The sequence below is a fragment of the Brevundimonas sp. genome, assembly GCF_046295775.1.
Lineage (GTDB): Bacteria > Pseudomonadota > Alphaproteobacteria > Caulobacterales > Caulobacteraceae > Brevundimonas.
On sequence record NZ_JBKBML010000028.1, the window covers coordinates 1 to 16,537 of the forward strand.

Consider the following 16,537-nt stretch of genomic DNA (forward strand, 5'->3'; position numbering starts at 1 on the left):
CCGCGCCCGCCGCGCCTGCCCCAGCCCGTCCGGCGCCCGCGCCGGCGACCCCGCCCGCAGCCGCCGGCGGCGCCTCGGCGGTGCAGATCGGGGCCTTCTCCTCGACCGCCATCGCGGATCGCGAATACGCCACGGTCGCCGCCCGCTTCCCCGAGTTCGCGCGCGGCGCCGAAAAGCGCGTGCAGGAGGTCACCACCTCGTCGGGCTCGACCGTCTATCGCACCACCTTCACCGGCCTCAGCCGCGAGCGCGCCACCGCCTTCTGCAACGCGCTCAAGGCCGCAGGCCGCGACTGCCTGGTGCGGTAGGGGTTTGACCAGCGCCGCCATCTACGCCTGCTCGGGTCCGGTTCTGACCGAGGCCGAGCGCGCGTTCTTTTCGGATGTGCGGCCCTGGGGATTCATCCTGTTTCGGCGCAATGTCGAAAGCCCCGAGCAGGTCCTGCGCCTGACCGAAGCTCTGCGCGACAGCGTCGGCTGGCGCGCGCCCGTCCTGGTCGATCAGGAAGGCGGCCGTGTTCAGCGACTGGGGCCGCCGCACTGGCCGAAGTATCCGCCGGGCGACGCCTATCTGAAGGCGGCCAACGACCCCTTCACCGCGCGCGAGCTGGCCCGCCTGTCCGGTCGGCTGATGGCGCATGATCTCAAGGCCGTCGGCATCGACGTGGACTGCGCCCCCGTGCTGGACGTCCCCACGCCCGGCGCCCACGACATCATCGGCGACCGCGCCTATGCCTGCGATCCCGCGACCGTGGCCCAGATGGGCCGGGCGGTGGCCGAGGGGCTGCTGGCCGGCGGGGTCCTGCCGGTCATCAAGCACATGCCTGGCCACGGCCGCGCCTTCGCCGACAGCCACAAGGAGCTGCCGGTCGTCGACGCCGATCTGGATACGCTCGACGCCTGGGACTTCGCCCCCTTCAAGGCCCTGTCCGACATGCCGATCGGCATGACCGCCCACATCGTCTTCGACGCCATCGACCCGAAACGTCCGGCCACCCAGTCGAAGAAGGCGATCCGCCTGATCCGCGAACGCCTGGGCTTCAACGGCCTGCTGCTGTCCGACGACCTGTGCATGAACGCCCTGTCGGGCACGCTTGAAGAGCGGGCCAGCCAGTCGCTGAAAGCCGGCTGCGACCTCGTCGTCCACTGGACCGGCGACATGGCCGAGATGAAGCAGGTGGCCGCCGGCGTGGGCCGTCTGAAGGGCAAGGCCGCCGCCCGCGCCGCCGCCGCCCTGTCGCGCATCGTCCATACGCCCGAGCCGCTGGACCTGGCCGAGGCCCGCGCTCGCTTTGACGCCCTGCTGGCGGGCCGGTTGGACGCCGCCCGAGGCCCAGATGTGGGCGAGGCCCAGGCCTGAGCATGACCGACGCCTTTCAGCCCACGCTGAACTTCTCCGCCGTCGAGGAAGTCGATGCGCGCGAGGCGTTCGTGGTGGATCTGGACGGATACGAAGGCCCGCTGCACGTCCTCTTGGCCCTGGCCCGCACCCAGAAGGTCGACCTGCTGAAGCTGTCGATCACGCGCCTGGCGGAACAGTATCTGGCCTTCGTGCACGAGGCCCGGCGCCGGAACTTCGCCCTGGCGGCCGACTATCTCGTGATGGCGTCGTGGCTGGCCTATCTGAAGTCGCGCCTGCTGCTGCCGCGCACCGAAAAGGCCCAGGCCGAAGAGCCCCCGGCCGAAGAGATGGCCGCCGCCCTCGCCTTCCGTCTGCAGAAGCTGGAGGCCATGCGCCGCTCGGTCGACGCCCTGATGGAACGGCCCCAGCTGAAGCGCGACGTCTTCACGCGCGGCGACCCCGAGGCGACGGTGGTGATCCCGTCGGATCAGATCGACGCCAGCCTGTACGACCTGATGGCCGCCTATGTGACCCAGCGCCGCCGCGAACAGGCCCGCCACTACGCCCCCGGCCAGCGGGTCGAGGCCTTTCCGCTGGAGGCTGCGCGCGACTGGCTGCGCGACCGCCTGCCCCGCCTGGACGCCTGGACGCCGCTGGAACGCATTGCCCCGGAAGCTGAGCCCGAGGTCGAGGGGCCCAGCCAGGCCAGCTATGTCGCCTCGACCCTTTCGGCCAGTCTGGAGTTGGTCAAGGAAGGCGCGCTGGACATGCGCCAGTCCTCGGCCTTCGCCGAACTGCTGCTGAAACGCCGAGGCCAGGGCCAGCCGCTGGAGCTGACGGGATGAGCCTGTCGTTCGCCCCCGATCCCACAGAGCTTGAGCGTCGCGTCGAGGCCCTGCTGTTCGCCGCCGCCGGTCCCTTGTCCCTGGCCGACATCGCCGCCCGTCTGCCAGAGGGCGCCGACGCCGAGAGCGCCGTGCGCGCGTTGCAGACCCGCTATGCCGATCGCGGCGTGGTGCTGGACGAGGTGGCCGGGCGCTTCCGCTTTCGCACGGCCGAGGACCTGTCCTTCCTCATGACCGATCAGCGCGAAGGGCCGCGCCGCCTGTCCAAGGCCGCGCTCGAGACCCTGTCGATCATCGCCTATCACCAGCCCTGCACCCGCGCCGAGGTCGAGAGCGTGCGCGGCGTCTCCATGTCGCGCGGCACGCTGGATTTGCTGCTCGAGATGGGCTTCGTGCGTCTGCGCGGGCGTCGCCGCACGCCGGGCCGGCCCGTCACCTACGGCACCACCGATCACTTCCTGGAGCATTTCGGCCTGGCGTCCCTGATCGACCTGCCGGGCGCCGCCGAGATGAAGGCCGCCGGCCTGCTGGACCTGTCCCTGCCGGCCGGCTTCGAAGTCCCCAACCCCGCCCGCGCCGACGACGGCGACGACGAGCCACCGCCCGACACCGACGACGCGCCCGAGTTCGCCCAGGACTTCGTCAGCCAGGACTGATGCTTCTCCCCTTGTGGAAGAAGGTGGCCTGCGGAGCAGGTCGGATGAGGGGTGTCCGCGCCGTCATTCGAGGTCGAGCAGGCGTTTCCCCCGCCCCCTCACCCGTCTCGCTGACGCGAGCCACCTTCTCCCACGAGGGGGAGAAGGCTTTATCCCGCGATCTGGCCGAAGTCGGCGACCTGGCCCATGACGTCGCGCACCTGGCCCAGCAGCTTCAGCCGGTTTTCGCGCTCGGCGGAGACGTCGGAGTTGACCATGACGTCGGTGAAGAAGGCGTCCACCGGCGCGCGCAGGCCCGAAAGGGCCTTCATGGCGGCGGCGAAGTCCTCGGCCTGAAGCGCCTGCTCGACCTGCATCCGGGCTGCGCCGACGGCGAAGGCCAGGGTGGTCTCGGCCTCGGGCTGGTTCGGCAGGCCGGTCTGGACCATGCCGGTCGGCAGGTCGCCCTTCTTGGCCTCGGCCCGCAGGATGTTGGACGCCCGCTTGTAGCCCGCCAGCAGATTGGCCCCGTCGTCCGTCGCCAGAAACGCCCCCAGCGCCTCGACCCGCCGCACGATCCGCACCAGATCGTCGTCGCCCAGCGCGAACACGGCGTCGACGAGGTCGTGAGGCTGGCCCTGCTCGCGGAGGAGGACTTTAAGGCGGTCGAGCATGAACATGCCCAAGTCAGTCCAGTAGGCTCGTTCCCAATCCACCGGTGGAACGTCCTCGATGCTCGAATTCCGAAGAGCGACCCGAGCTTTGTCGGCAACGGGCCCCAAGCCGCCCTTCTCGTCGGGCGTCACATTGAAGCCCAGCGCTTCCACCGATTTCACTACGTTCGGCAAGCTCTCCGTGAACTGCCCAAGAAGCTGGGACGCCAGCCGGCGGCCGTGATGCACGAACAGCCTGTTGAGTGGCAGGCGAGCCTCTGTCGCCAAGGCAATTCGAGCGACACCTAAGGCGGCACGGCGCAGAGCAAAGGGATCCTTGGAGCCCGTTGGTTTCTCGCTGATGAACCAGAAGCCAACCAGCGTGTCCAGCTTGTCGGCCAGGGCGACAGCCACCGTCAGCGGCGCCGTCGGAACCGTGTCGTTCGGTCCCTGGGGCTTGTAGTGGTCGCGGATGGCGTCGGCGATGGCGTCGCCGTGTTGGGCGCGAGCATAGTAGCCGCCCATGACGCCCTGCAGTTCCGGGAACTCGCCCACCATGCCCGAGGCCAGGTCGGCCTTGGCCAGACGCGCGGCCTTTTCGGCCTGATCGGGGTCGGCGCCCACCAGCGGCGCGACCTCGCGGGCCAGGGCGGCGATGCGGTCGACCCGCTCGGCCAGGGTCCCCAGCTTGGCGTGGAAGGTCACGCCCTTCAGCTTTTCGTTCCAGGCGTCGAAGCCGACCTTCTGGTCCTCGTCCCAGAAGAAGCGGGCGTCGTTCAGACGGGCCGACAGCACGCGCGAATTGCCCGCCGCCAGCGCCTTGCCGCCGTCCGACGCCTCGACGTTGGCCACCACGACGAAATGCGGAGCCAATTTTCCTGAAGACTCTGGGCCCTCACGCGCCGGATCGCGGACGGCGAAATACTTCTGGTGCACCTTCATCGACAGGCGCACCACCTCGGGCGGCAGGTCCAGGAACTGCGGGTCCATGTCGCCCAGGATCGGGGTCGGCCATTCCGCCAGGCCCGACACCTCGTCCAGCAGGCCGTCGTCATCGACCAGGGCCAGGCCCTTGTCGGCGCAGACCGCCTTGGCCCGCTCCAGAATGCGCAGCCGCCGGTCGGCGGCGTCCAGCAGCACGAACTCGCGCTCCAGCTTCTGGCGATAGTCGGCGAAATCCTTGACCGCGAACGGCTGGCCCGAGCCCAGGAAGCGGTGACCCTCGGTGGTGTCGCCAGAGGTGATGCCGTCGATCTCGAACGGAACCACCGCGCCGTCGAACAGGGCGACGATCCGCTTGATCGGCCGCACCCAGCGCAGCGCGCCCGTGCCCCAGCGCATGGACTTGGGCCAGGGGAAGTTGCGGATCACCTGATCCAGCGTCTCGGCGACGACCTCGGTGGTCGCGCGGCCCTGGCTGCTGATCTGGGCGAACAGGACGCCGTCGCGTTCGACAAGCTGCTCGCGCGTCAGGCCGGTCTTGCGCAGGAAACCCTCCAGCGCCTGGGGCGGGGCCGAGGCCTTGGGCCCCTTCAGCTCTTCCTCGCGGTCCGGCGTCGCGGTCGGCAGGCCGTCGATGACCAGCGTCAGCCGCCGCGGCCCCGCATAGGTCGTCAGCGCCTCCCACGTCAGGCCGGCGGCCTTCAGCCGTTCGCCCGCCATCCGCTCCAGATCGCGCGCGGCCCCCGCCTGCATGCGCGCGGGGATTTCTTCCGAGAAGATTTCGATGTGCAGTTGGGGCATCAGGCGGTCTTCCGCTCTTCTTCGACCTGCGCCAGGGCGCAGGCTTTGCACAGGTCACGAATGCGGCCGATGTAGCTCTGACGTTCTGCCACGGCGATCGCGCCGCGCGCATCCATCAGGTTGAACAGGTGCGAGGCCTTCAGCACCTGGTCATAGGCCGGCAGCACCAGCGCCTGGCCCTGCGGCCCCTTCATGCCCAGCAGACGGCGGCTCTCGGCCTCCATGTCCTCGAAACGGCGCTTCAGACCATCGACGTCATAGCCGTGGAAGTTGGCTTCCGACTGCTGGCGCTCGTTCTCCAGGAAGACCTCGCCATAGGTCAGGCCGTCCTTGTTGAACTTCAGGTCATAGACGTTGTCGACGCCCTGGACGTACATGGCCAGGCGCTCCAGCCCGTAGGTCAGCTCGCCCGACACAACATCGACCTCGATGCCGCCGACGCCCTGGAAATAGGTGAACTGCGTCACCTCCATCCCGTCGCACCAGACCTCCCAGCCCAGGCCCCAGGCGCCCACGGTGGGGTTCTCCCAGTCGTCCTCGACGAAACGGATGTCGTGCAGCTTGGGATCGATGCCGATCGCCTTCAGCGAGCCCAGATACAGATCCTGCAGGTCGTCGGGGTTCGGCTTCAGGATCACTTGATACTGGTAGTAATGCTGCAGCCGGTTGGGGTTCTCGCCATAACGCCCGTCGCCGGGGCGGCGGCTGGGCTGGACGTAGGCGGCCTTCCAGGGCTTGGAGCCCAGCGCACGCAGCACGGTCGCCGGGTGCAGCGTGCCGGCCCCAACCTCGATGTCATAGGGCTGCAGGATGGCGCAGCCCTGGTCGCCCCAATAGCGATGCAGGGTCAGGATCAGGTCCTGGAAAGACAGCGGTTCGGTGGTCACGGCGGCTCGTTTCGCGGGCGCAAAAAAGACGGCGGACCCTAGAGCCCGCCGTCCTTGAACTCAACCGAACGGTTGCGCTGCTTTTAGCCTTGCGGCGTAGGGGCCGGGGCCTCTTCCTCGTCCGCGTCGTCCTGCTGACCGTCGGTCGGGTTGACGACCGGGGGCGCGGCGACCGTGGTGGTGTTGGTCGTCACTTCGCCGGTGGGCGCGGTGGCCGGGGTGGTCGACGGGGTCATGGTGGCGTCACCCGCCGGAGCGCCGGCCGGGGCCATGCTGCTGTCGGTCGGGCGCACTTCGCCCGGCGCGGCCGGAGCCGTCTCGGTGTCATAGGCCTCGGCCGACGCTTCGGCGTCCATGGTCGCGGCCGGCGCGGTCGTGGCTTCGGCCTCGTCAGCCGGCGCGGCTTCGGTCATCTCGGCGTCGCCCATCGCGGCCTGAGAAGCGGCCGGAACCAGAACGCGGTCAATCGAGAAGACCGCGCCGTTCGAGGCATCCAAGCCCGCGTTGGTGATGGTGGCCTCGTCGATCTTCAGCTGATCGCCGGTGCCGTCCAGCTGCACCTGAGTGCGGGCGGCGGTCTCGACCGGGCCGCGGGCACCCTGGATCTGGCTGGCCTCAACGTCAGCGACGATCACGTGATACAGCAGGATCTGACGCAGCTCATTGACGTTGGCCGGGTCCATCAGACGCGTGCGCTCGGCTTCCGGCAGGGCCGCAAAGGCCGCGTCGGTCGGAGCGAAGATCGAGATGGCCGGGCGCGTGTTCAGCGTCTCGGTCAGCTGCGCGGCGTCAAGCGCGGCCAGCAGGGTCGTAAACTCGCCTTGCGCGCGCAGCACATCGACCACAGTGTTGGCTTCGGCGGTCTGGTTAGCCGCCTGCGGCGCCTGGGCCGCCGGCGCGGGCTGGGTGGCGGTCATCGGCGCCGGATCGGCCATCGACGACGGCGCGGCCGGCATCGAGGGGTCGGGCTGAGCCGGGGTGGTCGGCGCCGGGACGGGCTGCGGCTGGGCCGGCATCGTCTGGGCGTCCTGAGCGAAGGCGGCCGGGGCGGCCAGCAGGGCGACGGCGGCGGAGGCGGTGAGAAGACGAGTGCGGAGCATGGCGATGTCCTTCTTTCTGATATCTCGGGGGCAGATCGCGGCGCTGTGATGCACGCGATCCGAATAAGCACGACTGCGTGATGAAAGCCGCAGCCCCCGCCTGAAGTTCCATATGGCGTACCCGCGACATCTCGCCACGACCCGCACGCGGTGATCTCAAGGTGATCTCAAGGCGGACCGCACAATACGGCCCCGCTTGCGCCCTAAAGCTTGGCCGATGCCGAAAAGTCGCCCAGCATCACCGACTTGATCCACCAATCGCCATAAGTGTTCCTCAAGCGGTCGGCGGCGACCTGGACGGCTTCGGGCGTATCGAACAAGGCGAAAACGGTCGCGCCCGAGCCCGACATTCGTGTCAGACGCGCGCCGTCCAGCGCGCCGACAGCCTCGAGCGCAGCCGCGATCGCCGGCTCGCGCATTACGGCCGGGGCCTCCAGGTCGTTGCGCTGTCGGGCCAGCCAGTCGATCACCCGTGAAGGGCTCCAGTCGCTCGGCGCGTCCGGCCGGTCCGCGGCGCGGGCGGGCCCGGCGTCATAGGCGGCGTAGACCGCGCCCGTCGGCGACGGCGCGCCTGGATTGACCAGCAACGCAGGCAGCGGCGGCAGGCGCGGCTCGAACGTCAGACGCTCGCCATGCCCCTCGGCCCAGGCGGCCCGGGCATGCAGGCACATGGCCCCGTCGGCCCCCAGGCGCGCCGCGATCCGCGCCAGCGCCGCATCGTCCATATCCACGCCCAGCGCCTCGCGCGCCAGTTTGAGCGCCACGCCGGCGTCCGAAGACCCGCCCCCGACGCCCGAGGCGATCGGCAGCCGCTTGTCCAGGGTCAGGCGAAACGGCGTCGGCCGCCCCGTCGCCTCGCCCAGCGCTCGAACCGCGCGCAGGATCAGATTGTCCTCGCCCGCCGACAGCCCGTCGCCGAACGGGCCGACGATCTCCAGCGAAAGCGCCTCGGCCGGCTCGAGCATCAGGCGGTCGCCGTCGTCGGCGAAGGCGACCAGGCTGGCCAGCGGATGCAGGCCGGCCGCGTCCAGCGGCCCGACGTGCAGGAAAAGATTGACCTTGGCCGGAGCCGTCGCAGTCAGCGGCACGGTCAGTTTGAAACGCCCGCGCCGCCCACGGACGGCTCGCTGTCGCCGGCCAGTTTGCGCTCCACCTCTGCGCGACGCTCGGCGTCGGGCTCAAGCGTCAGGACGCGGCTCCACTGAAACCCGGCCTCGCGGCGACGGCCGACCTGCCAGTAGGCGTCGCCCAGGTGGTCGTTGATCTCGGCGTTGGCCGGCTCCTTGGCGACGGCCGCCTCAAGCTGCTCAACCGCCTCTTCGAACCGACCCAAGCGGTAATAGCCCCAGCCCAACGAGTCCTGGATGTTGCCGTTGTCGGGCTCAGCCGCATGCGCCCGCTCGATCATGGCCAGCCCCTCGGCCACCCGGGCGCCGCTGTCGACCCACAGATAGCCCAGATAGTTCAAGGCCGTGGCGTTGTCCGGCTGCTGTTGCAGCGCCGCCCAAAGCTCGGCCTCGGCCTCGGTGGTCCGGCCGATCGACTCATAGGCCGCGCCGCGCAGGAAACGTGTCTGGAAGCCCTGGTCAGCGGTGTTCAGCAGCGGGCCGTCCAAGAGCGCCAGCGCCTCCTCGTGCCGCTCCTCGGCCATGAGTTGACCCGCCAGCAGATAGGCGATCTCGGGGCTGTCCGGCTGGGCGGCGCGGGCGCGCTCGAGTTCGCGCACGGCGTCTGCGGCCTCTTCGTCTCGCGCATGCAGAAGCGCCATCTGCAGCCGCGCCGTCGCATAGGCGGCGGGGTCGTCCGGGCGCACCTCGTCCCAGGCCGCCAATGCCGCGCGGGTCAGGCGCGCCTCGGCCAGGACCTGCCCCAGTTGAAGACGCGCGGCGTCCTGCGGCGCAACCTCCAGCGCCAGACGCAGATAGACGGCGGCGAATTCGTGCGCGCCCTGGGCTGACAGTTGCTCGGCCGCCGTGGCCAGGGCGCCGGCGGCGCCTTCGCGAAGGGTCGGTGCGGCCGGGGCTCGGCCGCCTGCCGCGGCCCGCTCGCGGTCGCCGCGCAGTTCATTGCGGCCCGCCGCGATCAGGGCGTCGTATTGCGCGACCGCCTCTTCGCGCCGGCCCCGCCTCTCCAGAAAACCACCGTAGGCTCGGCGGAAGGCCGGCCCTCCAATCGGATCGGCCACCAGTTCGCGATAGGCGGCGTCGGCCTCGTCGTAGCGGCGCCGATGCTCCAAAAGCAGGGCGCGATTGGCGCGCAACACCCAACCGGTCGGGCCGGTCAGGCCGTTGGCCTGCACCAGCGCGAAGTTCCAATCGCCGGCCTCGGCCGCGATCCAGGGCATGACATAGATCGCCGCCAGGGCGTGCGGCTGCCCCACGGGATCGGTCGTCAGTCGGTCAAGAGCCCCGCGAGCATCGCCGGCGGCATAGGCCTGGACCGCTGCGACCAGCTTGCCGGCCTGGGTGAAGGTCGGCGAGGCGCCCGGCCCGTCGGGGGTGATCCGGCCCGCCAAGCTCAGGTCTCCGCCCAGCAGCAGGGCGCTGAAGGTCTGTTCCCGCAGCCGGGGCTGTTCCGGCGTCAGAGCCAGAGCTTCGCTGAGCAGCAGAGCGCCCTGCGCCCCTTCGCCCGACGTCATGGCGTTGCGGCCAGCCAGGAACAGGCCGTAGGCCGACCGCTCGTCGGCCCGCGTCGGCACGGGCGCCCAGGTTTCGGGGATGGGAGCGGTGACCGAGGCAGTGGCCTCCGCGACCTCGGGCGTCGCTTCATCGGCGGCCGCGGGCGGCGTCACGATGATCGCGGGCGGCAAAGCGCTTGGGTCCGATTGCTCCGGCGTCTGCTGCGCCGGCCCCGTGCGCGGCGCCGGGTCGGTCTGGATAGAGCCCGGCGGCAAGGTCTGCGCCGTCGCACTCCCCGCCATGGCGATGGCCAGCACGGTCATGGATGTCGCGAACAACGGGGAGCAAGAGACAGTCATGCCTCGAACCCTTCACGCTTTTCCGACGCCGGGCAAGGCTCGAAAGCCCCGCCCGGCGCGGGTCCGATCACATGTTCGGATAGTTCGGCCCGCCGCCGCCCTCGGGCGTGGTCCAGACGATGTTCTGCGACGGATCCTTGATGTCGCAGGTTTTGCAGTGGACGCAGTTCTGGGCGTTGATGACGAAGCGCGGGTCGGTCCTGGCCGCCTCGTCGGCATAGACCACCTCGTACACGCCGGCGGGGCAGTAAAGCCGCGCGGGCTCGCCGTATTTGGGCAGATTGACCTGGATCGGGATGGACGGATCCACCAGCTTCAGGTGCGCCGGCTGTTCCTCGGCGTGGTTGGTGTTCGACACGAAGACCGAGCTCAGCTTGTCGAAGCTCAGTTTCCCGTCCGGCTTGGGATAGGTGATCGGCTGATGCTTGGCCGCCGGTTCGGTCGAGGCCGCGTCGGTCTTGCCATGACGCAGCGTCGGGATCGGCGAGACGCCGCCCAAGAGGGTGCGGCACCACATGTCGACCATGCCCAGCGCCCCGCCCAGCGTCGTGCCGAACTTCGACAACAGCGGCTTGGCGTTTCGAACCCGCGACAGCTCCTTGTAGACCCAGCTCTTCTCATAGGCGGTCTGATAGGCGTCCAGCACGTCGCCGGCGCGGCCCGCGATGACGGCGTCATAGGCCGCGTCGGCGGCCAGCATGCCGGTCTTCATGGCGTTGTGGCTGCCCTTGATGCGCGGCACGTTCACGAAGCCCGCCGAACAGCCGATCAGCGCGCCGCCCGGGAAGGCCAGTTTGGGCACGGACTGGAACCCGCCCTCGGTGATCGCGCGGGCGCCGTACGAAATGCGCGTGCCGCCTTCCAGATGCGGCGCGATCGAGGGGTGGTGCTTGAAGCGCTGGAACTCGTCGAACGGCGACAGGAACGGGTTCTTGTAGTTCAGGTGCACCACATAGCCGATGGCCACGTAGCGGTCGCCGAAGTGGTACATGAAGCTGCCGCCGCCCGTATGCTCGTCCAGCGGCCAGCCAGTGGTGTGCTGGGCCAGGCCGGGCTGGTGCTGTTCGGCCGGCACCTGCCACAGCTCCTTCAGGCCGATGCCGAACTTCTGCGGATCGGCGGCGTCGCACAGATTGTGGCGGGCCATGATGGTCTTGGCCAGCGAGCCGCGCACGCCCTCGCCGATGAAGACGTATTTGCCGTGCAGTTCGATGCCCGGCTGGAACTCGCCGGTGGGCTTGCCCTCGCGGTCGATGCCGAACACGCCGGCGACGACGCCCTTCACCCGGCCGGTCTCTTCCTCCCAGACCACGTGGCTGGCGGCCATGCCGGGATAGACTTCCACGCCCAGCGCCTCGGCCTGCTCGGCCAGCCAGCGACAGACATTGCCCAGCGAGGCGATGTAGCAGCCGTCGTTGTGCATGAAGGGCGGCAAGAGCGGCATGGGAAGCGGCAGCTCGCCCATCGGCCCCAGCAGCAGGAAGCGATCCTTGGTGACCGGCGTCTCCAGCGGCGCGCCGCGGTCCTTCCAGTCGGGGAACAGCTCGTTCAGCGCCTTGGGGTCGATCACGGCGCCCGACAGGATGTGCCCGCCGATCTCGGCCGACTTTTCCAGAACGGCGACGGAGATGTCCTTGCCGTCCTTCTCGGCGCGCTGCTTCAGGCGGATGGCGGCCGACAGGCCGGCCGGGCCGGCGCCGACGATGACGACGTCATACTCCATCACCTCGCGCTCGACGCCCGCCAAGGCCTCCAGCGGCGGCAGCTTGTCGATGACCGCCTCTTGCCAGGCGTTCTTGGCGCCGCCTTCGATCGCTTCCTCGGCCATGCAGGCTGAATCCCTGTTCTCGTCGTGGTTATCCGCCTTATCGGAAGGTGACGCGGCGGCGGTCAAGGTTTAACCCTCAAGGCGATGAACGATCAGATCGCCGATCCGTCGCATGACTACAGGGTCGCAGAAGCCCTGCTGGCCTTCTGGGCCGACGCGGGCGTGGACGCTTGCCTGGAAGATGCGCCGATCGACCGCACCCACGTGGCCCCTGCGCCCGCCGCCAAGGCGGTGGCGCGCGCGACGGCCTCGGTCACGCCGCTGGTTCAGACCGGCGACGCCCTGGGCGAGGCGCGTCGGCTGGCCGCCTCCGCCACGACACTGGACGAACTGGCCGCCGCCGTCGCCGCCTTCACCGGCTGCCCCCTGTCCGGCATGGGCGCCACCCAGGCCGTCTTCGGTCGCGGAAATCCCGATGCGTCGGTCCTCGTGATCGGCGAGGGTCCAGGTGCCGAGGAGGACCGTCAGGGCCAGCCCTTTGTGGGGAAGGCTGGCCAGCTGCTGGACCGGATGCTGGCGTCGGCTGGCCTGACCGACCGCGTCTTCATCACCAACACCGTCTTCTGGCGCCCGCCGGGCAACCGCACGCCGACCCCGCAGGAGCAGGCCATCTGCGCCCCCTTCGTCGAGCGCGCCTTCGCTATCCTGAAGCCACGCGCGGTGCTGCTGCTGGGCGCCGCGGCGGCCAAGTCGGTGCTGCAGGTGGACGAGGGGATCATGCGCCTGCGCGGAAACTGGCGCGACTGGCGCCTGGCCGAGGGCGCTGTCTCGGCGCCCGCCATGCCGACGCTGCACCCCGCCTTTCTTTTGCGCCAACCTCAGGCGAAGAAGGTCGTATGGGCCGATCTGCTGGCCCTGGCCGCTCGCCTGGATGGCGAAATGCTTGAGCCGGATTCGTGATTCCGGCATGATGAGCGGCTGACGACCATGACCTGAGCGCGCGTTTCCGAGTCGAGACGGATCGCGCCCATCAAGGGGGCCGCCGCGTATGCATCCTGTCCTTCGCGTGCGCCTGGCGCCGCTGTTCGCTGTCGCGTCGCTGTTCGCCTGCGCCGCCCCAGCCCTGGCCGAAGACGGGCCCGCTGCGGTTGCGGCAGCGTCCGACCCCTCGCCCGAGATCGTCGGCCCCATCACCGCCCTCAGCCCCGCCGACCGCCTCAGCTACACCACCGCCTTCGACGCCCTGCGACGCGGCGATCTGGAGCTGGCCCGCGCCTCGGCGCGTCAGGCCCAGGACCGCGTCCTGCTGGGCCAGGTCGAGTTCGAACGGCTGTTCCACCGCAGCCACACCGCCACCTATGACGAGCTGTCGGCCTGGCTCGAAACCTACGCCGACCTGCCCGAGGCCGGCCGCGTCTACGCCCTGGCCCTTCGCCGCCGCCCCGACGGCGCCGCCGAGCCGCGCCGTCCGGCGGGGGTCGGCGGCCGCACCTGGGCCAGCGTCGCCTCGGCTGAGGACCCGGCCAAGGCCGCCCGCATCCGGCTGAACGCCGACGACCTGACGGGCGCGGTCGAACTGGGCCGCCAGACCGGCGACTGGTGGACGGTGGGTCTGGCCCAGTGGCGGCTGAACGATTTCGCGGAGGCGTTCCGGGCCTTCGAACGCGTGGCGCTGGACCCGACCGAGGATCCGTGGGTCCGCGCCGGCGCCGCCTTCTGGACCGCCCGTGCCGCCGGTCAAAGCGGCCGGCAGGACCGCATCAACGAATATCTGCGCCTCGCCGCGCGCTGGCCGGCGACCTTCTACGGCCAGATCGCCCTGCGCCAGTTGGGCGAAGAGCCGGTGATCGAGAACCTGGGGCCCCGCCCCTATCACGCCGAGGTGCGCCAGGCCTCGCTGCGCGGCGAACCGGCGACCGCCTTCAACCCCGTCGAAATGCGGGCTTTCCTGCAGTCGGACGATCAGGCCCGGCGGGCGCTGGCCTTTTATGAAGTCGGCCGGCGAGACGAGGCCGAAACGGCGGTTCGCGACGGCCTTCGCGGCGCGGTCGAGGACACCGCGCGGCGTATGTGGGCCGGTCTGGCGCGGCTGATGTCATCGAGAGGCGGCGAGGACGCCGAACGGATCGACGCCGCCCGCTATCCTGCGCCAAATCTTGAGCCCGAGGGTGGGTTCACCATCGAGCGCGCCCTGGTCTACGCCATCGCCCGCAAGGAGACGGGGTTCGAGGCCAACGCCCGGTCCAGCGCCGGCGCATACGGCGTCATGCAGGTGATGCCGACCACCGCCGCCGAGTTGAGCGGCGACCGCGGCTTCGTCACCCAGCCCGAACGGCTGTTCGATCCCGCCGTCAACATGCGGCTCGGCCAGGCCTATGTGAACCGCATGTTCCAGATGTCGGCCTTCGACGGCGATCTGCTCAAGGCGGTGGCGTCCTACAACGCCGGCCCGGGCCCGATGCTGGCCGCCATGCGCAGGCTTGGCCCCCAGGCCGAGCCGCTGCTGCTGATCGAGACGATCGACGTGCCCCAGGCGCGCGACTACGTCGAAAAGGTCGTGGCCGCCTACTGGATCTATCAGCGCATTCTGGGCGGGCCGCTGAACACCCTGGACGCCGCCGCCTCGGGCGCCCTGGCTGTGCCGATCCATCTGGATTACGTCGCGCCGCCGCGTCCGGCCGTCGAGATGGCCGCCGCCGCCGGAGCCGAGGGCGGTCGTTAAAGCAGGCTGGTCAACAGCAGGCCAAACAAGCAGGCCCCCGCCAGAACGAAGCCCATCACGCCCAGCAGGCGCTGAAGCAGCGGCGACGAGGGTGGACAGGACGCGACGGCCATGGCGGCTCTCCCAGACGAGCCCTTCTAGCCCGCCCGCCTTAAATCGGCGTCAGTGGGAATGGTTTCCGCCGACTTACGCCCGCCCCGCATCCGCCAGCGCCTCGGCTTCCCACTGCAGGAAGTCCGGCTGCGCCAGCAGGACGTCGGCATAGGCCTGGGCCGCACCGTCCGCATCGCCATGAGCGGCGAGGTCGATCTGGAAATGCCGAAAGCGGCAGGCCGCCGGTGTAAAGAAAGCGTCCGGAACCGACCATTCCCCGAACAGATAAGGGCCGGCCGCGCCGAATCGCGCGCGCAACTCGCGCCACAGCGTCACCAGACGGCGAACGTCCTTCTCAAGCCCGGCGTCGACCGGCGCGGTCGCCCGGTCCGGGCCGATCATCCAGTGCTGCGGTCCGGTGCTGCAGACCGTTCTGAGAGCGGTGAAGCCGCCGTGCATTTCGCACGCCGCCGATCGGGCCAGCCAGCGGGCATGGGCGTCCGTCGGCCACAACCGCGCCTCGGGATAGCGTTCGGCCGCCCAGACGGCGATGGCCATGGAATCCCAGACCACCTCGCCGTCCACCTTCAGCGCCGGGACCAGACCCGACGGCGAATGTTCGGCGATCCGCGCGGCGGTGTCGGGCTGGTTCAGCGGCACGACGATCTCGTCAAACGCCGCGCCGCAGCGCTTGAGCACCAGCCAGGGCCTCAGCGACCAGGTCGAATAGGCCTTGTTCCCGATAACCAGCTGCATGGCGTGTCTCCCTCAAGAGTGCGCGATCAATGCCCCGACGAAAGCTTCAGCACAATCAATCCCGATACGATGAGGATGACACCCGCCAGCCGCATCGGCGTAAGGGCCTCGCCGAGCACGAGAACGCCCACCGTAAAGGCGCCGACCGCGCCGATGCCGGTCCAGATCGCATAGGCGGTGCCCAGCGGCAGCGTTCGCATCGACAGCGACAGCAGCCAGAAGCTGGCGATCATGAAGCCGACCATGCCGATTGTCGGCCACGGGCGGGTGAAGCCCTCGGACGCCTTCATCAGAAAGGCCCAGACGACTTCCAGAACGCCGGCGATGAGAAGAAGAACCCAGGCCATGACGCGTCTCCCTGCATGGCGAGCCGGGTCGTCCCGGCGGTCATGCCCTGAAGCAGGGAGAGGTCGTCCTCCGAGACGCTGTATCTGGGACAGGCGCGCGCCGGGTCAAGCCCGCGCCTTGACTCCGCCCCCCTCACGACCGACACGCGGCGTCCATGATCAGTCGTTACTCACGCCCCGAAGCCGTCGCCCTGTGGTCGCAAGAGACCAAGTACTCGATCTGGTTCGAGATCGAGGCCCACGCCGCCGCCAAGATGGCCGAGCTGGGCGTCATTCCGACCGAGGCGGCCGAGGCTCTGTGGTCCAAGGGCAAGGACGTGGTGTGGGACGCCGACCGCATCGACGAGATCGAGCGCACCACCAAGCATGACGTCATCGCCTTCCTGACCCATGTGTCCGAGACGGTGGGCGAGGAAGCCCGCTTCCTGCACCAGGGCATGACGTCGTCGGATGTGCTGGACACCTGTTTCGCGGTCCAGCTGGCGCGCGCCACCGACCTGCTGCTGGGCGGCGTTGATCGCGTCTTGGCCGCGCTGGAGACCCGCGCCAAGGAGCACAAATACACTGTTACCGTCGGCCGCTCGCACGGCATCCACGCCGAACCGGTGACTTTTGGCCTCAAGCTGGCCGGCTACCACGCCGAGTTCCAGCGCGCCCGTCGACGCTTGGT

15 protein-coding genes are annotated in these 16,537 nt (G+C 69.7%); 7 read left to right on the forward strand and 8 right to left on the reverse strand.

What is annotated here, in order from left to right; all coding sequences use genetic code 11:
* The 4 genes from ACK4I0_RS12605 to scpB form a co-directional block, all read left to right on the forward strand.
* Nucleotides 1–308: SPOR domain-containing protein (locus ACK4I0_RS12605; RefSeq protein ID WP_409611493.1), on the forward strand; the 308-nt coding region annotated here is incomplete at its 5' end.
* A 4-nt stretch (nucleotides 309–312) separates the two neighbouring features.
* Complete coding sequence (nagZ, locus tag ACK4I0_RS12610; protein WP_409611495.1) at nucleotides 313–1,359, forward strand: beta-N-acetylhexosaminidase; 1,047 nt, start codon at nucleotides 313–315, stop codon at nucleotides 1,357–1,359.
* Nucleotides 1,360–1,361: 2 nt separating this feature from the next.
* The gene (locus tag ACK4I0_RS12615) at nucleotides 1,362–2,186 is read left to right on the forward strand and encodes a segregation and condensation protein A (protein WP_409611497.1); all 825 of its coding nucleotides are present in this window, start codon (nucleotides 1,362–1,364) and stop codon (nucleotides 2,184–2,186) included.
* On the forward strand, nucleotides 2,183–2,842 hold the full coding sequence (gene scpB / locus ACK4I0_RS12620; protein WP_409611499.1) for an SMC-Scp complex subunit ScpB: 660 nt from the start codon (nucleotides 2,183–2,185) through the stop codon (nucleotides 2,840–2,842). The genes ACK4I0_RS12615 and scpB overlap by 4 nt, the downstream gene beginning before the upstream one ends.
* Before the next feature lie 149 nt (nucleotides 2,843–2,991).
* On the opposite strand, the gene glyS is transcribed toward scpB, so the two are convergent.
* From glyS to ACK4I0_RS12650, 6 genes are all read right to left on the reverse strand, one after another.
* Entirely contained in the window at nucleotides 2,992–5,217 is a 2,226-nt protein-coding gene (gene glyS, locus ACK4I0_RS12625) for a glycine--tRNA ligase subunit beta (protein WP_409611501.1), read from the reverse strand.
* Nucleotides 5,217–6,104 carry a glycine--tRNA ligase subunit alpha gene (locus ACK4I0_RS12630; protein ID WP_409611503.1) on the reverse strand — a complete coding sequence of 296 codons (888 nt, stop codon included), beginning with the start codon at nucleotides 6,102–6,104 and terminating at the stop codon, nucleotides 5,217–5,219. Before ACK4I0_RS12630 ends, glyS begins: the two co-directional genes overlap by 1 nt.
* An 83-nt stretch (nucleotides 6,105–6,187) precedes the next feature.
* Nucleotides 6,188–7,204, reverse strand: a complete 1,017-nt coding sequence (locus ACK4I0_RS12635; protein WP_409611505.1) for a fasciclin domain-containing protein — start codon at nucleotides 7,202–7,204, stop codon at nucleotides 6,188–6,190.
* A 203-nt stretch (nucleotides 7,205–7,407) separates the two neighbouring features.
* Nucleotides 7,408–8,292: a 4-(cytidine 5'-diphospho)-2-C-methyl-D-erythritol kinase gene (locus tag ACK4I0_RS12640; RefSeq protein WP_409611507.1), complete on the reverse strand. Its 885-nt coding sequence runs from the start codon at nucleotides 8,290–8,292 to the stop codon at nucleotides 7,408–7,410.
* Nucleotides 8,293–8,294: 2 nt separating this feature from the next.
* Complete coding sequence (locus ACK4I0_RS12645) at nucleotides 8,295–10,145, reverse strand: tetratricopeptide repeat protein (RefSeq protein ID WP_409611509.1); 1,851 nt, start codon at nucleotides 10,143–10,145, stop codon at nucleotides 8,295–8,297.
* A 103-nt stretch (nucleotides 10,146–10,248) separates the two neighbouring features.
* A complete protein-coding gene (locus ACK4I0_RS12650) occupies nucleotides 10,249–11,904 on the reverse strand; it encodes an electron transfer flavoprotein-ubiquinone oxidoreductase (protein ID WP_409611521.1) in 1,656 nt (551 codons plus the stop codon).
* A 189-nt stretch (nucleotides 11,905–12,093) separates the two neighbouring features.
* Here ACK4I0_RS12650 and ACK4I0_RS12655 point away from each other — a divergent pair, with 189 nt between their 5' ends.
* Both ACK4I0_RS12655 and ACK4I0_RS12660 read left to right on the forward strand, forming a co-directional pair.
* A complete protein-coding gene (locus tag ACK4I0_RS12655) occupies nucleotides 12,094–12,909 on the forward strand; it encodes a uracil-DNA glycosylase family protein (protein WP_409611511.1) in 816 nt (271 codons plus the stop codon).
* Between the two features lie 88 nt (nucleotides 12,910–12,997).
* Nucleotides 12,998–14,671: a lytic transglycosylase domain-containing protein gene (locus ACK4I0_RS12660; RefSeq protein WP_409611513.1), complete on the forward strand. Its 1,674-nt coding sequence runs from the start codon at nucleotides 12,998–13,000 to the stop codon at nucleotides 14,669–14,671.
* Between the two features lie 186 nt (nucleotides 14,672–14,857).
* Here the strand turns inward: ACK4I0_RS12660 and ACK4I0_RS12665 are convergent, their stop codons facing one another.
* Both ACK4I0_RS12665 and ACK4I0_RS12670 read right to left on the reverse strand, forming a co-directional pair.
* On the reverse strand, nucleotides 14,858–15,520 hold the full coding sequence (locus ACK4I0_RS12665; RefSeq protein WP_409611515.1) for a glutathione S-transferase family protein: 663 nt from the start codon (nucleotides 15,518–15,520) through the stop codon (nucleotides 14,858–14,860).
* A gap of 26 nt (nucleotides 15,521–15,546) precedes the next feature.
* Nucleotides 15,547–15,867 carry a DMT family transporter gene (locus tag ACK4I0_RS12670; RefSeq protein ID WP_409611517.1) on the reverse strand — a complete coding sequence of 107 codons (321 nt, stop codon included), beginning with the start codon at nucleotides 15,865–15,867 and terminating at the stop codon, nucleotides 15,547–15,549.
* A gap of 155 nt (nucleotides 15,868–16,022) precedes the next feature.
* Here ACK4I0_RS12670 and ACK4I0_RS12675 point away from each other — a divergent pair.
* On the forward strand, nucleotides 16,023–16,537 hold a 515-nt coding region (locus ACK4I0_RS12675; RefSeq protein WP_409611519.1), incomplete at its 3' end, for a lyase family protein.

Excerpts from the sequence above, each read along its gene's own strand:
- ACK4I0_RS12635 (WP_409611505.1), bottom strand. The coding sequence starts at position 7,204 with ATGCTCCGCACTCGTCTTCTCACCGCCTCCGCCGCCGTCGCCCTGCTG.
- ACK4I0_RS12665 (WP_409611515.1), bottom strand. The coding sequence starts at position 15,520 with ATGCAGCTGGTTATCGGGAACAAGGCCTATTCGACCTGGTCGCTGAGG.
- ACK4I0_RS12615 (WP_409611497.1), top strand. The coding sequence starts at position 1,362 with ATGACCGACGCCTTTCAGCCCACGCTGAACTTCTCCGCCGTCGAGGAA.
- ACK4I0_RS12655 (WP_409611511.1), top strand. The coding sequence starts at position 12,094 with ATGAACGATCAGATCGCCGATCCGTCGCATGACTACAGGGTCGCAGAA.
- ACK4I0_RS12650 (WP_409611521.1), bottom strand. The coding sequence starts at position 11,904 with ATGGAGTATGACGTCGTCATCGTCGGCGCCGGCCCGGCCGGCCTGTCG.
- ACK4I0_RS12670 (WP_409611517.1), bottom strand. The coding sequence starts at position 15,867 with ATGGCCTGGGTTCTTCTTCTCATCGCCGGCGTTCTGGAAGTCGTCTGG.
- ACK4I0_RS12645 (WP_409611509.1), bottom strand. The coding sequence starts at position 10,145 with ATGACCGTGCTGGCCATCGCCATGGCGGGGAGTGCGACGGCGCAGACC.
- glyS (WP_409611501.1), bottom strand. The coding sequence starts at position 5,217 with ATGCCCCAACTGCACATCGAAATCTTCTCGGAAGAAATCCCCGCGCGC.
- scpB (WP_409611499.1), top strand. The coding sequence starts at position 2,183 with ATGAGCCTGTCGTTCGCCCCCGATCCCACAGAGCTTGAGCGTCGCGTC.
- ACK4I0_RS12660 (WP_409611513.1), top strand. The coding sequence starts at position 12,998 with ATGCATCCTGTCCTTCGCGTGCGCCTGGCGCCGCTGTTCGCTGTCGCG.